This is a genomic window from Anaerosporobacter sp. (genome assembly GCF_031551385.1).
GTDB lineage: Bacteria > Bacillota > Clostridia > Lachnospirales > Lachnospiraceae > Anaerosporobacter.
Map to the genome: position 1 here is coordinate 1 of NZ_JAVBNS010000062.1, position 21617 is coordinate 21617.

Annotated in this window: 17 protein-coding genes; 2 read left to right on the forward strand and 15 right to left on the reverse strand. The window is 34.0% G+C overall.

The window, feature by feature from the left end; translation table 11 throughout:
* Window positions 1-143 precede the first annotated feature (143 nt).
* The 13 genes from RMR19_RS06625 to RMR19_RS06685 form a co-directional block, all read right to left on the reverse strand.
* Window positions 144-833: a response regulator transcription factor gene (locus RMR19_RS06625; protein WP_310602712.1), complete on the reverse strand. Its 690-nt coding sequence runs from the start codon at window positions 831-833 to the stop codon at window positions 144-146.
* A 17-nt stretch (window positions 834-850) separates the two neighbouring features.
* Entirely contained in the window at window positions 851-2371 is a 1521-nt protein-coding gene (locus RMR19_RS06630) for a DHH family phosphoesterase (RefSeq protein WP_310602713.1), read from the reverse strand.
* A gap of 124 nt (window positions 2372-2495) precedes the next feature.
* Window positions 2496-4949 carry a glycogen/starch/alpha-glucan phosphorylase gene (locus RMR19_RS06635; RefSeq protein WP_310602714.1) on the reverse strand — a complete coding sequence of 818 codons (2454 nt, stop codon included), beginning with the start codon at window positions 4947-4949 and terminating at the stop codon, window positions 2496-2498.
* Between the two features lie 74 nt (window positions 4950-5023).
* Window positions 5024-5467, reverse strand: coding sequence for a MerR family transcriptional regulator (locus RMR19_RS06640; protein ID WP_310602715.1), 444 nt, complete (start codon window positions 5465-5467; stop codon window positions 5024-5026).
* 335 nt (window positions 5468-5802) lie between these two features.
* On the reverse strand, window positions 5803-6999 hold the full coding sequence (gene hydF, locus RMR19_RS06645) for a [FeFe] hydrogenase H-cluster maturation GTPase HydF (RefSeq protein ID WP_310602716.1): 1197 nt from the start codon (window positions 6997-6999) through the stop codon (window positions 5803-5805).
* Window positions 7000-7013: 14 nt separating this feature from the next.
* Window positions 7014-8432 (reverse strand): [FeFe] hydrogenase H-cluster radical SAM maturase HydG, encoded by a 1419-nt coding sequence (gene hydG, locus RMR19_RS06650; protein ID WP_310602717.1) that lies wholly within the window; start codon window positions 8430-8432, stop codon window positions 7014-7016.
* Window positions 8433-8491: 59 nt separating this feature from the next.
* The gene (gene hydE, locus RMR19_RS06655) at window positions 8492-9526 is read right to left on the reverse strand and encodes a [FeFe] hydrogenase H-cluster radical SAM maturase HydE (RefSeq protein WP_310602718.1); all 1035 of its coding nucleotides are present in this window, start codon (window positions 9524-9526) and stop codon (window positions 8492-8494) included.
* Between the two features lie 13 nt (window positions 9527-9539).
* Window positions 9540-9785 (reverse strand): TM1266 family iron-only hydrogenase system putative regulator, encoded by a 246-nt coding sequence (locus tag RMR19_RS06660; RefSeq protein WP_310602719.1) that lies wholly within the window; start codon window positions 9783-9785, stop codon window positions 9540-9542.
* Between the two features lie 247 nt (window positions 9786-10032).
* Complete coding sequence (locus RMR19_RS06665) at window positions 10033-10824, reverse strand: DUF6612 family protein (RefSeq protein ID WP_310602720.1); 792 nt, start codon at window positions 10822-10824, stop codon at window positions 10033-10035.
* A 234-nt stretch (window positions 10825-11058) separates the two neighbouring features.
* Window positions 11059-13788 carry a hybrid sensor histidine kinase/response regulator gene (locus tag RMR19_RS06670; protein WP_310602721.1) on the reverse strand — a complete coding sequence of 910 codons (2730 nt, stop codon included), beginning with the start codon at window positions 13786-13788 and terminating at the stop codon, window positions 11059-11061.
* An 11-nt stretch (window positions 13789-13799) separates the two neighbouring features.
* A complete protein-coding gene (locus RMR19_RS06675) occupies window positions 13800-17267 on the reverse strand; it encodes an ATP-binding protein (RefSeq protein ID WP_310602722.1) in 3468 nt (1155 codons plus the stop codon).
* 392 nt (window positions 17268-17659) lie between these two features.
* Entirely contained in the window at window positions 17660-18178 is a 519-nt protein-coding gene (locus tag RMR19_RS06680; protein ID WP_310602723.1) for a hypothetical protein, read from the reverse strand.
* Between the two features lie 257 nt (window positions 18179-18435).
* A complete protein-coding gene (locus tag RMR19_RS06685) occupies window positions 18436-19194 on the reverse strand; it encodes a hypothetical protein (RefSeq protein WP_310602724.1) in 759 nt (252 codons plus the stop codon).
* A gap of 270 nt (window positions 19195-19464) precedes the next feature.
* On the opposite strand from RMR19_RS06685, the gene RMR19_RS06690 reads away from it, so the two are divergent.
* Together RMR19_RS06690 and RMR19_RS06695 are read left to right on the forward strand one after the other, a co-directional pair.
* On the forward strand, window positions 19465-19968 hold the full coding sequence (locus RMR19_RS06690; RefSeq protein WP_310602725.1) for a hypothetical protein: 504 nt from the start codon (window positions 19465-19467) through the stop codon (window positions 19966-19968).
* Between the two features lie 49 nt (window positions 19969-20017).
* Window positions 20018-20227 (forward strand): hypothetical protein, encoded by a 210-nt coding sequence (locus RMR19_RS06695; RefSeq protein ID WP_310602726.1) that lies wholly within the window; start codon window positions 20018-20020, stop codon window positions 20225-20227.
* 214 nt (window positions 20228-20441) lie between these two features.
* Here the strand turns inward: RMR19_RS06695 and RMR19_RS06700 are convergent, their stop codons facing one another.
* Window positions 20442-20960, reverse strand: coding sequence for a hypothetical protein (locus tag RMR19_RS06700; RefSeq protein ID WP_310602727.1), 519 nt, complete (start codon window positions 20958-20960; stop codon window positions 20442-20444).
* Between the two features lie 15 nt (window positions 20961-20975).
* Entirely contained in the window at window positions 20976-21515 is a 540-nt protein-coding gene (locus tag RMR19_RS06705; RefSeq protein WP_310602728.1) for a hypothetical protein, read from the reverse strand.
* Between the last annotated feature and the right edge of the window lie 102 nt (window positions 21516-21617).

Consider the following 21617-nt stretch of genomic DNA (forward strand, 5'->3'; position numbering starts at 1 on the left):
CTCCTACACTCTCTCTGATTTGTAGTATCTCTCTGTCGATGTTTTGATTATCTACCACCTTTCTTTAGTAACTATTTCTCAAATATAAAGAAAGTATTAAGATAATTTTTAAACATCTTAATGTGTAGGTTGTTTTCCTTGCATTACTCTTCTGTTTGCATTTTAAAGCCAATCCCCCATACTGTTTGAATATATTTCCCCTCAGGATTTCCCTTGGCTAACTTAGAACGAATGTTGCAAATATGTACATTTACGGCATTCTCTTCCCCCATAAACTCCTCTTCCCAAACGGATTCATATATGTTATTCTTCGTAAATACCTTCTTCGGACTACTCATTAACAGATGGAGCAAGTTGTACTCAAACTTTGTCAATGGAACCATCGTCCCGCCTACTGTACACGTAAGTTCTGTATCATTCATCTGTATATCTTTAAATGTTATTACGCTGTCTTCCTTTGCCTGAACGATACCACCTTTACGACGTAAAACCACTTCAATCCTCACAAGTAATTCGTCTGTATCAAATGGTTTTGTTATATAATCATCTGCTCCATCTTTTAATAATGCTAATCTTGTATCTTTATCATCCTTTGCTGATACTGTTATTACTGGTATGTCACTCTTTTTTCGAATTGTTTGTAATACTTCTTCCCCACTTAAACCTGGAAGCATTAAATCAAGAAGTACTAAATCATATGCTTCTTTCTCTAACCAAAACAGTGCTTCTGTTCCAGAATATGCGTTATCTGCCTCATATTGATGAGATGTTAATAGCTCCTTTACCATTCCAGCTATATCACTATCATCTTCTACAATTAATATCTTACTCATGCGCACTCCCCTATATATCACTCTTTCACTTCGTCTTCTGATTCAATCTCTACATAAGACAATTGAAAGATTTCCTTATCTATAATAAATAAATCGGTTATATCTTGTTTACTAGTTACTATATAATCTCCGATGTCCCCATACATATAATTATCTGGTTCCCATCTCGTGAATAGTTTTGTTGTTATCTCGATTGGCTTTGCATAGACATCATACTCTTCCTTCATCGTACATGCTTTCGCAAATCCCTCCAGAGATATCGATGTTCCATCATACAGATTTTTGGCAACCGGCATATACTGTGCAGAGTAATGAATCGTTTCCTCAACAGTTTGATATAACTGCAGAAACTTCTCCTCCTCTATAACATGTACTTCTCCATAAATTCCAAGAATTACATAGATTCTACTGTCCACAATAAAATCAATATCCCCCTCCAACGTGCGAATTACTATTGGAGTACCAATTCGAATATGTTCTGCTAACTTAACATAACCAATCGGAACTCTTATCTTTCGGTATTGTTTCATCTTCGTTATATCAATTGCATATTGACTTGCATCAATCACTTCGAAGCTTTCATAATATTGATTCATACGTTCTATAAAGTAAGCTTCCATATTAATATAATTAAAATGTGCTTCAAACAATTTCCGCTGAATAAATGCGCCAGCCTTCTCATTATGCCCTCCGCCAGAGCCTATAATGTCTGTTAGATAACTTGCTAACTCACAAGCCTTCACTTCCTTGATGCAACTACGTACAGATATCTTAACTCCTTCTTGAACCTCATTAAATACAACACAAGTATCAATACTGTCTACTTGCAACAAGAAATCGCTTATTAATCCCAATATATTCGGGTCACAAGGCTTCACTTTAATAACGGCAAATCGATGTTTTTCATTATGAATATATCGTAGTAAGGCTAATCCTGCTATTTCCAGTTCATCAAGGGATATATTCGAATTTCGTAATGCTGTAATTGTTGCCTGCTCATAATGAAGCATATCTCGCATATCTCTGTCTAATGGATGGAAAATCTCAGCAAGTTGCCCTGTATCTGTATATAATCCATAAAACAATGCTGTAGCAATTTTTACATCTTCATTTACATGGAAACCTTCATATTGTAGCAATTGCCACACTAGTGTAGAGCAACAACCTAGGTAGCTTCGTATATCACAATTCTCATATCGATCAACTTTAATTTCTAATTGATGATGGTCAATAATTGCAACTTCCTTTGCTTCATGCCTTGTAACATTCCCTGTTCCGTACTGGCAATCTACGGTAATTAAAAGGTCAACATTTTCTAACGTTTCCACATATTCAATCGGAATACTTAGTTTCTCAATCATAAGAAGCAGATTACTCTTTTGAATTTTATAACGCCCACTGTAGATAAATCGAACATCCTTACCCCTTGACTTAAAATAACAATACAATGCATACCCTGAAGCCAAACTATCTGCATCTGGATTATCATGGCTTTGGATTACAACCGTATCGTGATTTAATAAATTGTTTAAGCGCATTTGATACCCCCTCCTCCTCTGTGCTACAACTCACAAAAGTAAGCTTTTTCAATCGCCTTAATTGTCCAAAAGACTGTCAAATCGCACATCTCTTCATGCAACTTGACAGTCTTACATTAACTAATTACATATCTACTTTTACTTTTTCTAAATGCCAAATTTCTTTTGCATATTCTTCTATTGTACGATCGGAAGTAAATTTTCCTGTATTCGCTACATTCAACATTGCTGATTTCGCCCATCTAGTTTGATCTCTATACGCTTCCTCAACTCGTTTTTGTGCCGCTTCATAAGAACGGAAATCCTTTAATATAAAGTATTGATCTGCTCGTTCTCCACCATTACTGTTTAATAATGAATTGTAGATTTCACGGAACAATTCTGGATTCTCTGGCGAGAAATATCCATTTACTAACTGTGTTAATACATTGCGAATATCTTGGTCTATATTATAGATTTCTTTTGGATTATATCCGCCCTCTTGTTCATACTTAATTACTTCGTCAGAAGATAGACCAAAGATAAATGCATTCTCTTCTCCTACTTCCTCAACGATTTCTACGTTAGCACCATCCATTGTACCAAGTGTCAATGCACCGTTTAACATGAATTTCATGTTACCAGTTCCAGACGCCTCTTTACTTGCTGTTGAAATCTGTTCTGATACATCTGATGCCGCAAAAATCATCTCTGCATTTGATACACGGTAATTCTCAATAAATACTAACTTAATTTTATTTTGAATGGATTTATCGTTATTCACAACATCTCCAACACTATTAATCAATTTAATAATCGCTTTCGCTCTACGATAACCAGCAGACGCCTTAGCACCAAAGATAAATGTTCTTGGATAGAAATCCATCTCTGGGTTTTTCTTTAATTGGTTATACAGATGCATTACATGCAAGATATTAAGTAATTGGCGTTTATACTCATGTAATCTCTTAACCTGTACATCAAAAATCGATCTTGGATCTACTTCAATACCGTTATGCTCTTTAATATATGCAGCAAGTCGTATTTTGTTTTGATACTTAATCTGCATAAATTCTTTTTGGCATTTTAAATCATCAGCATATACTGTCAGTTCTTTTAGATGTGACAGATCAGTAATCCAATCGTCTCCAATCTTGCTTGTTACCCAATCAGCAAGAAGAGGATTTCCATGTAATAAGAATCTTCTTTGTGTAATACCATTTGTTTTATTGTTGAACTTCTCTGGCATCATCTGATAGAAATCTTTTAATTCTTGTTTTTTCAAAATTTCACTATGAAGTCTTGCTACACCATTAACAGAAAAACTTGCTGCAATCGCAAGGTGTGCCATCTTTACCTGACCATCATAAACAATCGCCATCTTCTCAATCTTCTTATAATCGTTTGGATACTTCGCTTGAATCTCTATAATAAATCGGCGATTAATCTCCTCTACAATTTGATAGATACGAGGTAACAATCTTGAGAATAGCTCAAGTGGCCATTTTTCAAGTGCTTCTGACATGATTGTATGATTTGTATAGGCACAAGTCTTTGTTGTAATGCTCCATGCCTCATCCCATGATAGGAAATAGTCATCCATAAGAATTCTCATGAATTCTGCAACAGTAACTGTTGGATGCGTATCATTTAATTGAAAGCATACTTTTTCATAAATCTTATGAATATCATCATGTGTTTCCATGTATTTGATTACTGCTCTTTGAATACTTGCAGACACAAAGAAATATTGTTGTTTCAATCGTAATTCTTTACCTGCATAGTGATTATCATTTGGATAAAGCACTTCACAGATTGTACGTGCAAGGTTTTGTTGCTCTACTGCCTTTTGGTAATCACCTTTATCAAAAGAGTCTAAGTTAAAGTTATCAATCGCTTCTGCATCCCAGATACGCAATGTATTTACTACATTGTTTCCATAGCCAACAACAGGAATATCGTATGGTACAGCAAGTACCGATTGGTAATTTTCTTGTACGAAACGCTCTCTTCCGCTTTCATCTTTATTAACACGAACATAACCACCGAATTTAACTTCTACTGCATATTCTGCTCGCTTCATTTCAAATGGATTTCCGTCTTTTAACCAGTTATCTGGTACTTCCACTTGGAAACCATCTTCGATTTTTTGTTCAAACATACCATACTTGTAGCGAATTCCACAACCGTATGCTGGATATCCAAGAGTTGATAAAGAATCCAGGAAACATGCTGCTAATCGTCCCAAACCACCATTGCCAAGTGCTGCATCTGGCTCTTGATCTTCAATTACATTCAAATCAATTCCAAGTTCATCTAATGCTTCCTTGATAACTTTATTAGCTCTCATATTAATAATGTTATTTCCCAGTGCTCTACCCATTAAGAATTCCATTGATAGATAATAAACTGTCTTCACATCTTTTTCTTCATATTCCTTATGCGTAGCCATCCATTGATCTATTATTAAATCCTTTACGGAATAGGATACTGCCTGAAATAACTGTTGTTTTGACGATTCGCTTATCGATTTACGAAATAATACCTTCGTATAATCTTCAACACTTTTCTTAAATTCCTCTTTGTTAATATTCTGCATACAATTTCCTCCAAGTCTTTATTTATTAATAGATACGCTTCTACTCTACGAGCAAAATCTTATCCTTTGTTCTATTACATATTATCTAAAAATCTCATCTTTCCTGTATTCTCATTCTTTGGTTTACTACCAATCTCATTGTAAGTAATGGTTGTGTTAAACTCCTTAATAAGAGCTGCTGCGCAAGAGTGACAATATCTTCCTGAACGGATACTAGTTCCACAATGCTCACAGCTCAAATAATACGTTGAACCCTCTGGGATCTCTAGTCTTCCTTCTTTCAGATATATTGTTATTGTTTTTTCATCCACTCCTGTTTGCTCCACTACCTCAATAAGCTGAGATACTCCATTTTCATAAATGTAATCCTTAACTTTTTGAAAGTTCTCAGAATCAATCTCTGTGCATGTTGGGCAATATAGATACCCATACCCATAATACGTAAATGCTCTTTTACATCTCTTGCAAGTTTTTAGTGTTCCTTCTTTCACATTCAAACTATATAGCCTTTCATCCATAAAACCCCTCCTCACAGAACTTATATCATTTCTTATTGTGAATCTTGAATCTATTGTTATCTGACTATATTGCAGTTCTGAATAAAGAACCTGCCACCCATATTAATACTATGTGTAATGCTAATTTATAGACTTGTTAACTTATAACTCTGTCTCATAGTATCTATTATACCGTATATTTGTATGGGTCGCAAGCAATCTTCCTTTAATATGTTGTAAAAAATGGAATACGATACGAAAATTAATGCTTTGTTTTCCCTTTTTCAGAATAATGCACACCTCACCAAAAAGCTGTAGCGAAATAGTATGAAACATTTTGCTACAGCTTTTCTTGCCTATACACTTATACTATCTAAAATCCCACTCAAATATGCCAATACCACACCATAATTAGACATTGGTATTTGTTTATCTTTAGCTTGCCCAATTCTTGCTGTAACATACTTGCGATTAAACATACATGCTCCACATTGTATAATTAAATCATACTGTTCAAGGTTTGTTCCAAAATCCATGCCACTTACCATATCAATCGTTAAGCCTTGCCCTATCTTGTTTCGTAACATTCGTGGTAACTTTTCACGCCCGATATCCTCTTTTAAAGGCGCATGTGTACAACATTCTGCGATTAATACTTTCGATTGTTCTGTTAAGTGGGCAATTGCTTTTGCTCCCTCTTTGTAATAATCGATATCGCCTTTGTACGCCGCATACAACATAGAAAACGAAGTTAACTTGCTTTCCTTTGGCTTCTTCTCATAAACTGTTTTAAACACTTGAGAATCCGTAATAATAAGCTTTGGTGGTTCTTTCATACAAGCCAATGCTTCCTCTAACTTATCTGTTGTTATGCTCATTACTAAACATTTCTTATCCAGTAATTCTCTTAGTACTTGAACTTGTGGTAAAATCAATCGTCCCTTTGGTGCTTGAATATCCTGTGGCATTACAAGAAGAACGCAGTCTCCTCCCCCTACTAATGTTCCTGTTATGCTTTCTAGTTCAAAATCATCTGGAACATTCTTAATTAGCGATTCTATTAAGAGAGGAATTCCTTCTTTTGTTTTTGCACTAACTAAAACAGGTTCTGTTTTCGTATTCTTCCTAACTGCTTCCTGTAACTCTACTATATGAGCATTCTCATCGACTTTGCTTATTACTGTTATAACTGGTGTGTTCTTTAATCGTAGCTTCTCATACCATTGTAATTCCTGTTCAATATCTACTTCTGAAAACAATAATACGGCTATGTCTGTCTTCTCCGCAACTCCTTGCGTCTTCTGTACACGAATCTCTCCCAGTTCTCCAATATCATCAAATCCTGCTGTATCAATAATCATGCAAGGGCCAATTCCGCTTATCTCCATTGGTTTGTAAACAGGGTCTGTCGTTGTTCCTGCCACATCTGATACAATAGATACCATCTGTCCCGTAATTGCATTGATGATAGAAGATTTTCCACTATTTCGTTTCCCGTAAAATGCGATGTGTACACGATTTGCCGTTGGTGTGTTATTCAAATTACTATTCATGGAATGTCCCCCTATTAGAAACGGAAATCTCTCTTTCCTTGCTCGATATCATAGATATATTCTGCTGCAATCTTCTTAACCTTATCAGTCGGTATCTTTTCTAAGTCCGTCGCAATCAGCTCATATCCAATTTCTTTTGTAGATTCGCTTGCATAATCTTCTAGGTATTCCTTTAATGTCATCAATGCATTCGGATGGCAGCAATTTTGAATCTGTCCACTCTTACACAAACTCATAAAACGGTCTCCTGTTCTTCCTTCACGGTAGCAAGCAGTACAGAAACTTGGCAAATATCCAATATCCATTAACCAGTGAACTACTTCATCCAATGTTCGTCTATCACTCACATCAAACTGTGCCGAATTATCTTCTTCTGGTTCTTCTTCATAATAACCTCCAACACTTGTACGAGAACCTCCACTAATTTGTGATACTCCAAGATGTAATACCTTCTCACGTACCTCTTTGCTTTCTCTTGTCGAAATAATCATTCCCGTGTACGGAACAGCCAAACGAATACAGGCAACAATCTTTGCAAACATTTCGTCTGTAATACCGTTATCGAAAACATCTGGATCAATATCATCGGCACGTCTTACTCTTGGTACACTAATTGTATGTGGACCAACGCCATGCGCTGCTTCAAGATGCTCTGCATGCATTAATAATCCCGCAAACTCATATCGGTATAGTTCTAAACCAAACAATACACCAATACCTACATCATCGATTCCTGCTTCCATTGCACGATCCATTGCCTCTGTATGATACGTATAGTTATGCTTTGGTCCTGTTGGATGTAGCTTCTCATAGCTTTCTTTATGATATGTCTCTTGGAATAATATATATGTTCCGATTCCTGCATCTTTAAGTTTCGTATAATTCTCAACTGTTGTTGCTGCAATATTTACATTTACACGGCGAATCTCACCGTTTTTGTGTTTAATACTATATATCGTATTAATGCAATCAAGAATATATTCAATTGGATTGTTCACTGGATCTTCACCAGCTTCAATTGCTAATCGCTTATGTCCCATATCTTGTAGTGCAATTACTTCTTTCGCTACCTCTTCCTGTGTCAATTTCTTTCTTGCAATATGTTTATTCTTCAAATGATATGGACAGTATAGACATCCATTTACACAGTAGTTAGAAAGATACAATGGCGCAAACATAACAATTCGATTTCCATAAAAGTCCTTCTTCACTTGTTCTGCCAACTCATAGATTTCTTGTATCTTCTCCGGAATCTCACAGTCTAATAATACTGCTGCCTCTCGATGTGATAATCCTTTTCGCAACTTTGCTTTCGCAATAATTGCGTCGATCACCTCTGCATTCCCTTTGTTTTCCTCTGCATACTTGAGGGTATCCATAATCTCCTCGTGATTAATAAACTCCTCCGCTTTAAGCGATTTTACATTATACATAGTCTTTGTCCTTTCTTCTGGGTTAGGAATGTGATTATACATAGCTTGCCCATTAGTTTTTATTTATAATCTCCTCTATCTACTACCAGACAATATCCTATACTCTCCATACGTTTTTGAAGACACACTCGACATTCTGCCGCCTCATCTCCTGTACAGATTTTATTGTCATATAACATATATTTTTTTCGAACCTCGACTGGTGATAGATTCGGCATTACTACATTTGCTCCAGCTAATATTCCTTGTTCTCGCCCTTTTGGGTGAATCGTTCCTAGTGCGGTTGTTGCTGGCAATAATACATGTGGATTCATAAGCCTAATAATACTTAGTAAGCGAAGCGTCATCTCTAACGTTCCTTGCTCCTTTTCTGCGAATGGAGTATCCTTATGAGGAATAAATGGTCCTATTCCTACCATATGTGGTGCTAACTCTTTAACAAACTCCAAATCATCTATCAAGTTATCCACCGTCTGCCCCGGCGAACCAACCATGAATCCACAACCTACTTGGTATCCTATGTTCTTTAAGTTGATAAGACACTGTTTTCTGTTTTGTAATGTTAATTCCTTTGGATGAAGAATCCCATAATGTTCTTCATTCGCTGTCTCATGTCGTAGCAAGTAACGGTCTGCTCCTGCATCATATAGTCGCTTATAACTTTCATAACTACGCTCTCCTATTGACAGCGTTACTGCACAATCAGGATATTCTTCTTTCATGGAACGCACAAGATCTTCGATATAGTCATCTGTACTATATCCATCTTCTCCGCCTTGCAATACAAACGTCCGAAAACCTAATTCATATCCCTCTTTACAGCAAAGCAAGATATCTTCTTTCGTTAAGCGATATCTGGAAGCTTGTTTGTTTGACCTACGAATTCCACAATAGTAACAGTCATTCTTGCAATAGTTCGTAAATTCAATTAATCCTCTTGTATACACATCATGACCATACACTTGATGCCTTACTTCTCTTGCCTTTTCAGCCAGATACTCTTGTTCTTCTTTCGTAATGTTCGTTAATAACTTTCGTAAATCATCTCTTGATACGACTTGATTCTCTGCTAAATGATTGATTATAGTTTTCATAGTCACCTCTTAATTAAACATTTGAATATGCTGTCTTTGCACTGACACCTGCTAATCGTCCAATTTTTCCTGCCAATGCACTAATAGTATCTTGTGGTGCATCGATTGCTATACTTATAATATTAATCTTTCTTTCTCGATATGGAATCCCCATTCGTCCAATTATATATGCTCCATATTCATGCAACAATTGATTCAGATCCTCAATGGAATCTGCACTTTCTACAATAATTCCTATTACCGCTACTCTTGTATCCATGTTAAATCCCCCTTTTTATGTGTCTGACTTTAATTATTAAAGAGTTTGCATCCATAGCGGAGCGCTTTTTAAATTCATAGGGCGCATTTTCCTATTAATTTAAAAACACCCTTAGTACACATAAGCGCACTAAGGGTGTCAACATTCACTCTAATTCTTTATTTCCGTCTTTTGATTTGGAACGTATCCTCATCGTCAGCACGATCTTATTGATTCTATTTTATCATTTTACATGCATTTGGTCAAATTAGAATATGTTCATTTCTTCTTCATCAACTTCTGTGTATCCATCTAAATCTGGAAGTTCAATATCTCTAACGGCTTTTCCTGGATTGTTATAAGTCATATCCATCTCCATGCTCATCTTCATTGTTTCTTCATCCGCTTCCATTTCAAATGAAAGTACTAGCTTAACATTTGAGAAGTAACCATCTTTATCAATTGTAGTTTCAACAGTTCCTTCAATTCCTTTGAATTCATCGCCTTCCAAGATGCTTCCTAATTCTCCTAGCATTTCTTTTATATACTCATCCATCTTCTCACCGTCAAGTGCAAAAGAAATAATTGTATTTTTACCATCTTTTTTAGCTTTGATGTCTTTCATATAATCAGAAAAATCACTCATTTGTACTGTAGTACCTTGTGTTTTTCCAAGCATTTCCTTGTAGTCTAATGCCGCTTTCACCTTTTCTCCTGCTGCATCCATATAGTAATATCCATCTGTGTAAAACATCTTCATAGACACATCCATACCAAACATAGACACGCTTGCATCACAATAATATTTCATGTTTTCTGCATTTGCATTTTGGACTTTCATATCCATATTCATGCCCAAATTCATAGATATGCCTTCTTGTTCTACTGCAATCTTCATATCTACTGCTGCATCTAAATCGTTTAACCCTGACATTTTCTCTGCTGCTGCTGTATAGATGCTTTCTGGAGATCCATTGTTTGCTGAACCACCTACTTTAGAGCATCCAACTAAACAAAATACCATTAATAAACTTAATAATAATGCTAATCTTTTTTTCATAACTTCCTCCCTATTTGAATAAAACCTTGTTAGTATACCATACTATTATAACTGCTTTTCTATTGTTAATCAATAATACATATATCCCATATTCTCTTTTTTATTACTTATTTCGTCAACATGTTTACTAATTTCTTTATATCTACTATCTAAATTCACGCAAAATTTAAACTTCTAGATAAAGAAAAACAAAAAAGAATTTGCAATATAAGGCTATAAAATTGTCACTTTGAATTATAATATGTTCCTATTGTCTATTAAATATTTACTTAGTTTTTCCATTAAAAGCTCTGGATAAATAGGTTTTGGTAAATGGTCATTCATACCGCATTTCAAACATTCATCAATGTCTTCCTTAAACACATTCGCTGTCATTGCAACAATCGGCACAGCCTGCGCCTCCTTACAACTAAGCTTTCTAATAGCTTCTGTAGCTTCATATCCATTCATAACAGGCATATGAATATCCATAAGAATCAAATCATATTTACTTGGTTGATTTTTAAATTTGTTATATGCAATTTCGCCATTTTCAGCAAATTCCAAATTCACTTTTGTTTGCTCAAGCAGCACTGCAACAATTTCACTGTTGATTTTAATATCTTCAACAATCAAGATTGTATGCCTTTCAAAGTCTGGAATCTCTACTTTATTACTATATTCCCGCTCGCTCTTTTTCTTTGTATCAAGACATTGATATATGCAGTTTACAATGGCAGATGGGAATAATGGCTTAGGTACAAATCCATTCGCACCTGCTTCAATTGCTTCACGCTCAATATCACTCCACAGATAGGACGAAATCATAATAACAACTAAATCGTTCGTTGCAACCTCTTTAATTCGCCTTGTTAGTTCAACACCATTCATTTCTGGCATTTTCCAATCAATAAAAAAGAAGTTATATGGTCTTCCTTCATTCTTAGCTATCTCAAGCATTTTTAGTGCTTCTATTCCATCTTCAGCAATGTCACATGGCAAATTCAATGACTGCATTAAATCTGCAAAATATTCTCTAGTATCTGCTGAATCATCAACCGCCAAGATACGTAAATTTTCTTTCTTAAGCTTTTTAACTATTTTTTCTTGTTTGGTAGTACCCATTTTTACCTGAATTGTGAATGCCATAGTAGTACCCTTATCTAATTCAGATTCAATTCCGATATCTCCACCCATAAGGTTTACTATCTTCTTGGAAATAGCCAGCCCCAGACCTGTCCCCTCGAATTTTCTTGATTTTCCGCCATCTGCTTGCTCAAATGCAGTGAAAAGCTTCTCCTGTTGCTCTTTTGAAATTCCAATTCCATTATCAGAAACTTTAACTTCAAGAGTAATCAAATCATCCTTTTTTTCAATGTTTTTCACATCAAGCTTAATCGTCCCGTTTTCGGGTGTAAACTTAACAGCGTTTGAAAGCAAATTCATAATTACTTGCGATAGACGCTGTTCATCACTGTAAATAAAGGTCGGAATATTGTTATCAATATTTACTATAAGGTCGTGATGCTTCTCATCAGCCCGAAACGTAATCATGTTTGTGGTATTTACAAGCATATCTTCAAGATTAAATTCCACTGTTGCAATTTCAAATTTATTCGCCTCTATCTTCGACATATCCAAGATATCATTGATAACTCCAAGCAAGTGCCTTGAAGCTGTGTCTATTTTATCAAGACAATATTCCTTACGCTCAAGTTTCTGCGAATTCTTTCCAATAGAGGTCATACCAATTATAGCATTCATTGGTGTACGTATTTCATGGCTCATTCTTGCAAGGAACTCGCTCTTGGCAACATTTGCATTCTCAGCAGCTATTTTATCACTACGTTCCTGTAGGTTCTTTTCATATTGTTCTTCCAGCTTTTGAATCATCAAATTGTAGCTTGTTGCCATATCTCCATATTCATCTTTGCTATTTATATCGCTTAATACATATTTGCCTTCAGCAGCACCAGATGCAAAGGAATTCTTGAGTTTAATAATCGGACTTGTGATTTCCTTTGAAAACTTTATAGCCATAAAAATTGCCAAAATTAAAGTTACAAGCAATAGTGTTATGCCTAATGATAATGTTACATTACGCTCCTTAGCAAATTCACTGTAGTCTTGTCGCAAGAAGAGAACCATTCCGCTATCATCCATTACTGAATAATAATACAAATATCTTTTTCCATTCATTATATCATCAATAAGACCGACTTCATCAACCTCACCTGCTCTGTAACGAGTTAACATATTTTGAATTTGAGGAGCTTTTGTATGGGTATCATAAAAAATTTCTTCTGGATGATACAAAATATAATTATCTGCATCAATAATAAAAGCAAGTCCAGTGTTACCAAATGAAATTCTATGTGAGAATCCTGCAAGAGCATCTATCCCCAGATAAACTACCACGACTCCTTGAAATTCTCCATTATTGTCCCAAATACCTGTACTTAGGGCAATGTTTTTCTTTTCATAAACCCCTGGCATAGTTAAAGAATCGTGAACCTTACTTGTGAAAACATATCCCTTTTGATTAACACTTATAATCTCTTTATAATAGTCAAACTCTGACAATGCCTTACCCTTATTCGCCTCTTCATATCCCATAACTACTGTTCCTTTGGCATCTAGCAGAACCAAATCTACAAAAGTAGCGATAGAATCTATATACGTTTTTATATATTCCATTCCTTCATCATAGATTTGCAAGTATTGCTCTGTATTAGGCTCTGTACTACTTAGAGTATTGAAATATGTAATCAGTTGTCCATTGAAATTCGCCAACACTTCCATTTTATGTATATTCACTATTTCATCGAAAGCAGACGAAGAGGTCGTTGCAAGTTCATTAAGACGTTTAATTTGCAATTCTTCTGTTGTTTTAACGGAATTCAACAGACTGAACGAAGCAAATATTAAAGTAGGCACAACTGCAAAGGTAATGAATAATAACATTAGTTTTTTTCTTATTGGCATAACATATTCTCCTATCCAACATATTTATTGATTTTTAATATAATCATAGATATATCAATTGGTTTACTTAAATGATCATTCATTCCTGATTCCAAACATGTATCAATATCCTCTTTAAAAACATTTGCCGTCATAGCAATAATTGGGATGGACTTTGCTTTCTCGAAGCTTAATTCACGAATATTACGACTTGCATCCAACCCATTCATAATTGGCATTTGTACATCCATAAATATTACGTCATATTTTTCGGGATTACTTTCAAACATCTCAATTGCTATTTTACCATTTTCAGCAACATCAATATTTATTTTAGTATCTTTAAGTAGCGATTTTAATATATCAGCATTTATTTTAATATCTTCAGCTAGAAGAAGATGAATTTTTGAATAATCAGGCATTTTATCAAATTTATGTACGCCTTGTGTTTTAGTGCCATATATGACTTTCATAAGAGAATCATATAACGGCGAAGCGAAAATAGGTTTCTGGAAATAATTATTTACACCATATTCAGAAACCTCCTCTCGAACAAAATCCCATGAATTAAACTCGATGATTGGTATCATGATATTTTTATCAATCAAACCTTCAATCGCCTTATAAGTATCAACGGTTTGTGTATTATGTAATGAAAAGTCAAAGTAAATAACATCATATCGATTGTTTTTTTCATTAACATCATTAAAAGAGCTTACAATCGTACATTCAACTCCAAATTTTTCAGAGATTCTCGAAAATTTTGATATTAAAGAATCATCATCGGATAAGACTACTATCTTTTTATTAACAAGCTGTTTTTGAACAATTTCATATACTTCCTTCTCTGCATCATTCGCACGATCAAGATAGATTGTTACAATAAACTTAGATCCTTTATTAGGTTGTGACGAAATAACGATGGAACCACCCATCATTTCTGTAATTGACTTACATATCGCAAGTCCTAACCCTGTTCCACCATATTGCCTTGAAATACTGCCATCAGCCTGTTCAAAAGAATTAAAAGCCCGCTCTTGTTGCTCTATGGTCATACCTATTCCCGTATCTTCTACTATAATTTGAATTTCTGCTTTATCATTCTCACAATTTATTTCATCAACATAGACAGAAATAGTTCCACAGTCTGGCGTAAATTTTACAGCATTTGATAACAAGTTTGTTAAAATTTGAGAAATTCGAGTATCATCGCCATAATAACGGAGTTTTATATTATCACCACTATTTACTATAAATTTCAGGTTCTTTTCTGTTGCTCTTGAAGACATCATTGAACATGATTTTACAATTGTTCGTTCCAGACTAAAAACTGTCTCACTTAACTGGAATTTTCCAGATTCAATTTTTGAAATATCTAAAATATCATTTATAATGGTAAGTAAATGTTCTGATGAAATCTTTATACTGCCTATATACTCTTGATATTTTTCTATTGTTTGCGCTTTTTCGGAAAGCTTAGTCATACCAATAATTGCATTCATAGGAGTTCGAATTTCATGACTCATATTTGACAAAAACTGACTTTTCGCTACATTAGCCTCCTTTGCCGCAGCTATCGCTTCTTTAAGTGCTTGCTCACTTTTGCGCAAAGAATATGCACCCGCAATAATTGATGCAGCCATAACAGCAGGTTTAAATTCATTCTCAGTCCAATCTGCTTGTTCACGATAATTGGTTATCACCAAGTAACCGATGCTTTCACCATCAATTACAATAGGAATGTAGCATTGACTTTTTGCTCCTAGTGAAATAAAAGGGTATTCCTTAAAAAGCTCTTCTGTTGAGTGATAAAATAGGTATGGTTGCTTATCTATTTCCTTGCATAATGACTGTATACTTTCATAGCTGCAATGAAACCCTATAATATCAGTCCAATCATCTTTCTGACTGCTTACATAGGTACATAAAAGAGAATAATCCTTTTGAACTTCAAAAACAGCAACTCTGTCGGTTTCAAAAAATTCCTGAAGTTCACAGATTGCATTGTTCATTAAAAGATTAAAATCATCATACGGCTGTGTGAATGGCAGCGAAATATTTGAAATAAATTTATGTGCCCTAAGCTGTTTTTCTTTGATTTCTTCAAATGCCTGATGCTCTAGTACATCATCTGTTACATCCCAAGTTACACCTAAAATACGTTCGGGATTACCTTTTGTGCCATAATAAATTTTCGCTGTCCAATTTGAGTAGATAAATGTTCCATCAGTAAATTTTGTATACAGGTTTTTATAATCTGATGAATATGTACCATTAAAGTTATTAAAAAGACACTCAAATATCTCTTTACACATTTTCTTATCTATAATAGATGACATATGTTCATCCCAGTGTTTGATTGTTATCGGCGATGGCGGTAGATGCATCATTTTTTCAAATCGATTATCATAATTTATTATTTGATCCGATATAGAAACTTCCCATGAACCTGCATTAGCAAGGTCTAAAGCAATTTCAAGTCTTTCATTTGCAGCCTCATATTTATGCTGAACCGAAATGTCATGCATAGTGACTCCAATACCAATTACAGCCTTATACTGATCAAAAACCGGGAAAAAATCCGCGAAAACTGGTATCACATCTCTTGCATTTGATATTAACATTAGTTCACATGATTGCGATTCTCCTAAAAAGATTTTAGGTATAATAGTATTATGTAAAAGTTCATATGATTTAGATGCAAAACATTTCGAAGTTACAAGATTTGTTTCTGGCTTATCTAACCAAGCAGTGATATTATTTAATGCTGCATTGCAATATACAACATTTAAATCATTATCGAAACTTGCCAACATATCCTTTGTATTATTAAGGATTTCACGCTGCCAGTCTACTATTCTCTTCATCTCAGTTTCATTTGCTATATCAACACCAAACGATGCATAGGCAATAACTTTTCCCATTTCATCAAATACAGGAAAAGAGTTAAAACGAATTGGTATCTCTTTCTTATCTTTGCTAAGTAGCAACACCTCTCCACCTACAGATTCACCTGAAAATACAGTAGGAAACACCATATCAAAAAATCGTTCAACATCCGCCTGAATATAATGCTTTTCGATTGGCAGTCTGTCTCCAATATTAATATCTTCTCCAATAATTGATTTATATAAGTTATTTGCATAAAGCAGTTTTAAGTTTTCATCAATTGCAAAAAAGTATATATCTGCCGACTTGTTAATTGAATCATTAATAAAAAACATAGATTGTAAAGTTTTTGGGTTTTTATTTATAATTTCTTGTTCTACAGAATCAACAGCAGTACAAAGGCGGACTTTTTTTCCACCTTCCCATTCAACTACCCCCTGTTGAACATCAATATATGTATTAAGTTTTGGGCTATAGATACACATGCCTTCATCGAAACCATCAATTTTGCAAAGAGTGTCCATTGATAAGCAATAGCTACATGGAGCATTATAGTCGCACAACACACGAAAGCATTGCTGTCCAACTATATCCCCCATTTTTTGTTTCAATTTTTTATTGATATAAACAATGTTATATGTTTCTGAATCAATAATATATACATAAGCATTTAACTTATCAAACGCATTATACCAGTTAAGCATCGACTTCGCTCACTCCTTCAATCGAGATTTTTCCGAAAATATATGACTCTGTTTCCTTTTATTTTATGTTTATCCAAACCATACACAATTATTTCAATTGTATCATATATTTCTAAAATCATCTATATAAGTCTTGCATGATTTTATTCCCCAATACGGATTATCGACATGTTCCCCATATTCAATAATTGATTCTTCTATTATTTCATATGTATGCCATTACCTCTCAGAAAGTTCAATAAGTTCATCCAATACATACTCATCATCTCTTACTCCATGCCAAGGTCATTATAGTTTATTTACTCACAAAAAACAGTCCATTCAATTTTATTTTTTATACATTCTCTCCCCTCTTCATCAGTGTATAAGTATGGCTCAGTTAACGTATCCCACTCCTCTTTTGAAACATTTTGCTCATTAAATGAATATTCATCAGCATCATCAAAAAAACCATTTTGATTTGTATCACGTTTAGAAAAATTAACTATTCCTACTTCATTCCCCAAAATATCAAGCTTAAAATAATGATATTCATCTCCAGACGGTCCATATAAAATACTAATAAATGCTTCATTATTTAATGCATAGTATTGTGGATTAGGCGATAAATTTTTTAAAATACGTAATTCGTCATCAACATAGGTTAAAAGATAATAATAACGTACAGATTTAATATGAAGATCGGGTATTTTATCTCCATTCGAATCCAATATTGCATATTTTGTTGAATAACGGCAATCCGGTTCTCCTGTCGGTATTGTTATGAAGTCTATATCAATCCCCCCTGCAGTACCCCCTACCACGATTTCACCCGCCAAGAATTTCTCATATATATTGATTGCCTTTTCAGATTCTGTGGTATCTATCTCTATTTCTTGTGTATTAACTGTTTCATTATTAAATACATTGTCTTGGTTTACCCGTTTATTGTTCGGTTTTGCACATGCTGTTAAACTTAGTACCCCTAATAATATGATAAATAATTTTTTAATGCAAACCCTCTCCCCTACTTAGCTTTTAAACACCGTCATCTAGTCATGAACAAAAATACTCTTCTATTCCAATATAAAGATTACTACTCCATTAATTGCAATTCCATAGACTCACTCTCAGCACCATATCCACTTCGATAGTTCACTAATCCTCTTCCCATCTCCCAAGTAAATGTTTCATAATATCCTGATTCCACTTGGTTGTTGTAAGAATGATAGATTCGCATGTCTCCGTCTATTTCTATATATTGATGGAATCCTAACTCTTCCTCATCTAAAAAGTCTTCTAATCCTTCTTCTTGGCAAACAATTACGCTATCATATGGCAATTCTTCCATCACTTCTAAGCTATGACGATTCTCTTCCGTTGCATCCATCTTATAAATCTTATCTTCTTGCACATAAAAATACCCCAAACGCAAGCGATCATCTGGGACACCTTCAATCGCATCAAATACTAATTCATATAAAATACCATTGTCAAGACTCGCTAATTCAATGATATTCAAGTTTGTATTCTGCTCAGTAATACCATAAAACATAAATGTTCCACTGTAATCTTGCTGTGAAATGCCACTCTCAAAAAAGTAGGAATCGTTTGTAATATCTATGCCAAGATCGTCTACCTCTATTTCTTCATCCTCAAAATCCTCATATGTTTCATTTTCCAATTCCGTGGTACCTATCTCTATTTCTTCTGTATCAACCATTTCCTCATCGAATACATTGTCTTGATTTACTTGCTGGTTTACTTCCTTGTTATTCGGCTTTGTACATGCTGTTAAACTTAGTACTCCCAATGCTAGAATACATACTTTCTTTATTTTTTTAATATGAATCATCTTCTTTTTTCCCCCTGTTTTTAGAACTTGTATCTCAAATTCTCTCAGATACTGTTACTATTCTAACACATTTTATGACATTCCAAAATGATTCCTTATTCCCATATCTATCCACTTAAATTGTAATTCCTTAGCACCTTCTCAATCGATTGGTTTAGTTGATTTTTATTCATACATAAAGTTAATCAAATTCAATTCGAAGTAATCAAAAGTAATACATGGCAATATTTTAGTTGATTTTTACAAGTTTGACCTGTATAATATTGTTATATGTCATTAAGAGGATTTGAGCCCATATACGTAGAGAATGAAGAAGAATTAATCGAACTTGTAAGTCAATTAGAGGAAGAATTTAGTGCTTCCGAAATTAGTTCTGAGATGACAAGTAAAAAAGAAAATAACATTAGAAGGTTAGGATCTACGTTGATTAACAGCAATGTTACACTTACTCATCTAGCAACAATTTTCGAATTAAGTAGCATAGGTGGAAAAATAGTTTCCAAGGTTAATTATACATATTCGTACTGGATTGCTCCAGAGGTGTATAATACTACCATAAACTATCATGATGTTTGTGAAACTGGAATGTATGCTTGTCAAGAAATTACTTATTTTAGCAAGAGCGCTACAACAAATGGTCCCACTATTAGTGTAAATGTACGCGGAATTAGTAAGGTATATATTGGACTAAGCGCTGGTGGAGCAGAGGGGAACTTTGTTTTAAAAACATTTGATTTTGACAAAACATACAAAATAAATACAGGATTAAAATAAATTTTGCAACTAAATAAACATCTAATTTATGACATATATGGAGGCGTTAATGAAATTAATGAATTCAAAGATTTTAAGTATTTTAAAAATATTACAAAAAACTCTTATAGTATCTGTTATAATTTATATTTCTTACATGATATTAACACCAATAAAAATTGATTTACTTGCCTTTTTAGGGATTTATTTATATTCTTTTTTTATAGTGTTAATTTATGAATTATTTATTTTTATTATAAAAAAACGTGTAGATAAGTAATATTACTTTATATGCAAAAAGAGGTTGCCAAATTGAGCAACCTCTTTTTGCAACTAAATAAAATCTTCCTACATCCTCTGATGTATCAATTCCTCAAACGTAATGTTGGAATAATAATAGTAATCAAAGTAAAATGATTCTGATGCTTCAAATTGTGCCGTTAAATATCTCATAGTTGATTGTCACCTTTCTTTTTCACTTTTAATTTCCTTCCCTACCTATTTTCCAAACAAATATGCTCCTCTTCTATACATTCAACCTCTTCCCATTCCCCTAACTCCATAAATCGCTCCGCTATCTCCTGTGTAGGCGGATATACATAACAAATCTTTTCATGAGAAACCGTACCTAGCAGTAACTTATCACCTATAAAAAAGCACATATCCTCTGGCAGATTCTTGAGATTCCCCAATGTTCCGTCTTTCATTCGCTCATTTTGAAACAAGTTATCAAAATGTTTTTTTACGATATGTTTCATATTATTATCTGTCGTAAATAATTGAACTTCCAAAGGAGTTGTTTCAGGAACATAATAACAAAACCAATGTGGAGTAAACCGTGTATCGATATAAGACGGACTTAAATCTTCTAAAAACATCTTATACTCAACATCTTTCTTATGAAATGTACGCTTAGTAAAAGAAAAATGCGTTGATAACTCAAAACAAAGATTCATTAACCGATAGAATTTTTTCCCGCCTATATTACTATTCAAACTTAACATTTTCACCATAAAACCCCCTTATCCCTAATCAATCAAAAACCGTATATTCTCTAATTGTATTTTCCGTCTCATTCTGTTCTCTTTTTTAATTTTCACATCATACTTACACTTTGGATATTGAACTCCAACTTGCTCAATTACGGTTTCTTCTATGCTTATTTCTTTCGCTCCCCTTACTATCATTACAACATCATAAATTAAACCCAATATTTCCTCATGTGTCTTATCTCGCAATGTCCCCTCATAGACAACATTTTGATAGGTTTCACTACTGACAATGTTTCTTTTCACATTGTCATCAAAAAACATGAATTCTTCATTTTGTATAAAAATTGCTATTAGATGGTCGTAGAACATTACAGAGAACTCCCCTTTTTCTCCATCAAGGATTACTGATAATATTCTATCCTGCATAGCTTTACGTTTTTTATCTTTTAACATACCATAAGTAGATATACGAATCCGAATATCCCTATACTGCTGCACTGGTTCCACTAGATATTGCATGATTTCTTCGTTTGTAAACGTCAACATATATTCTTTATCTGGATATAAATCTAACATACATTCCCTTCTTCCTTTGTGTTGCTCTTATACTACTTTCTATTATACAACTGCTAGCGTTTTCCTAAAATACGAAACCTGTACTATTTTCTTAATAAAAAA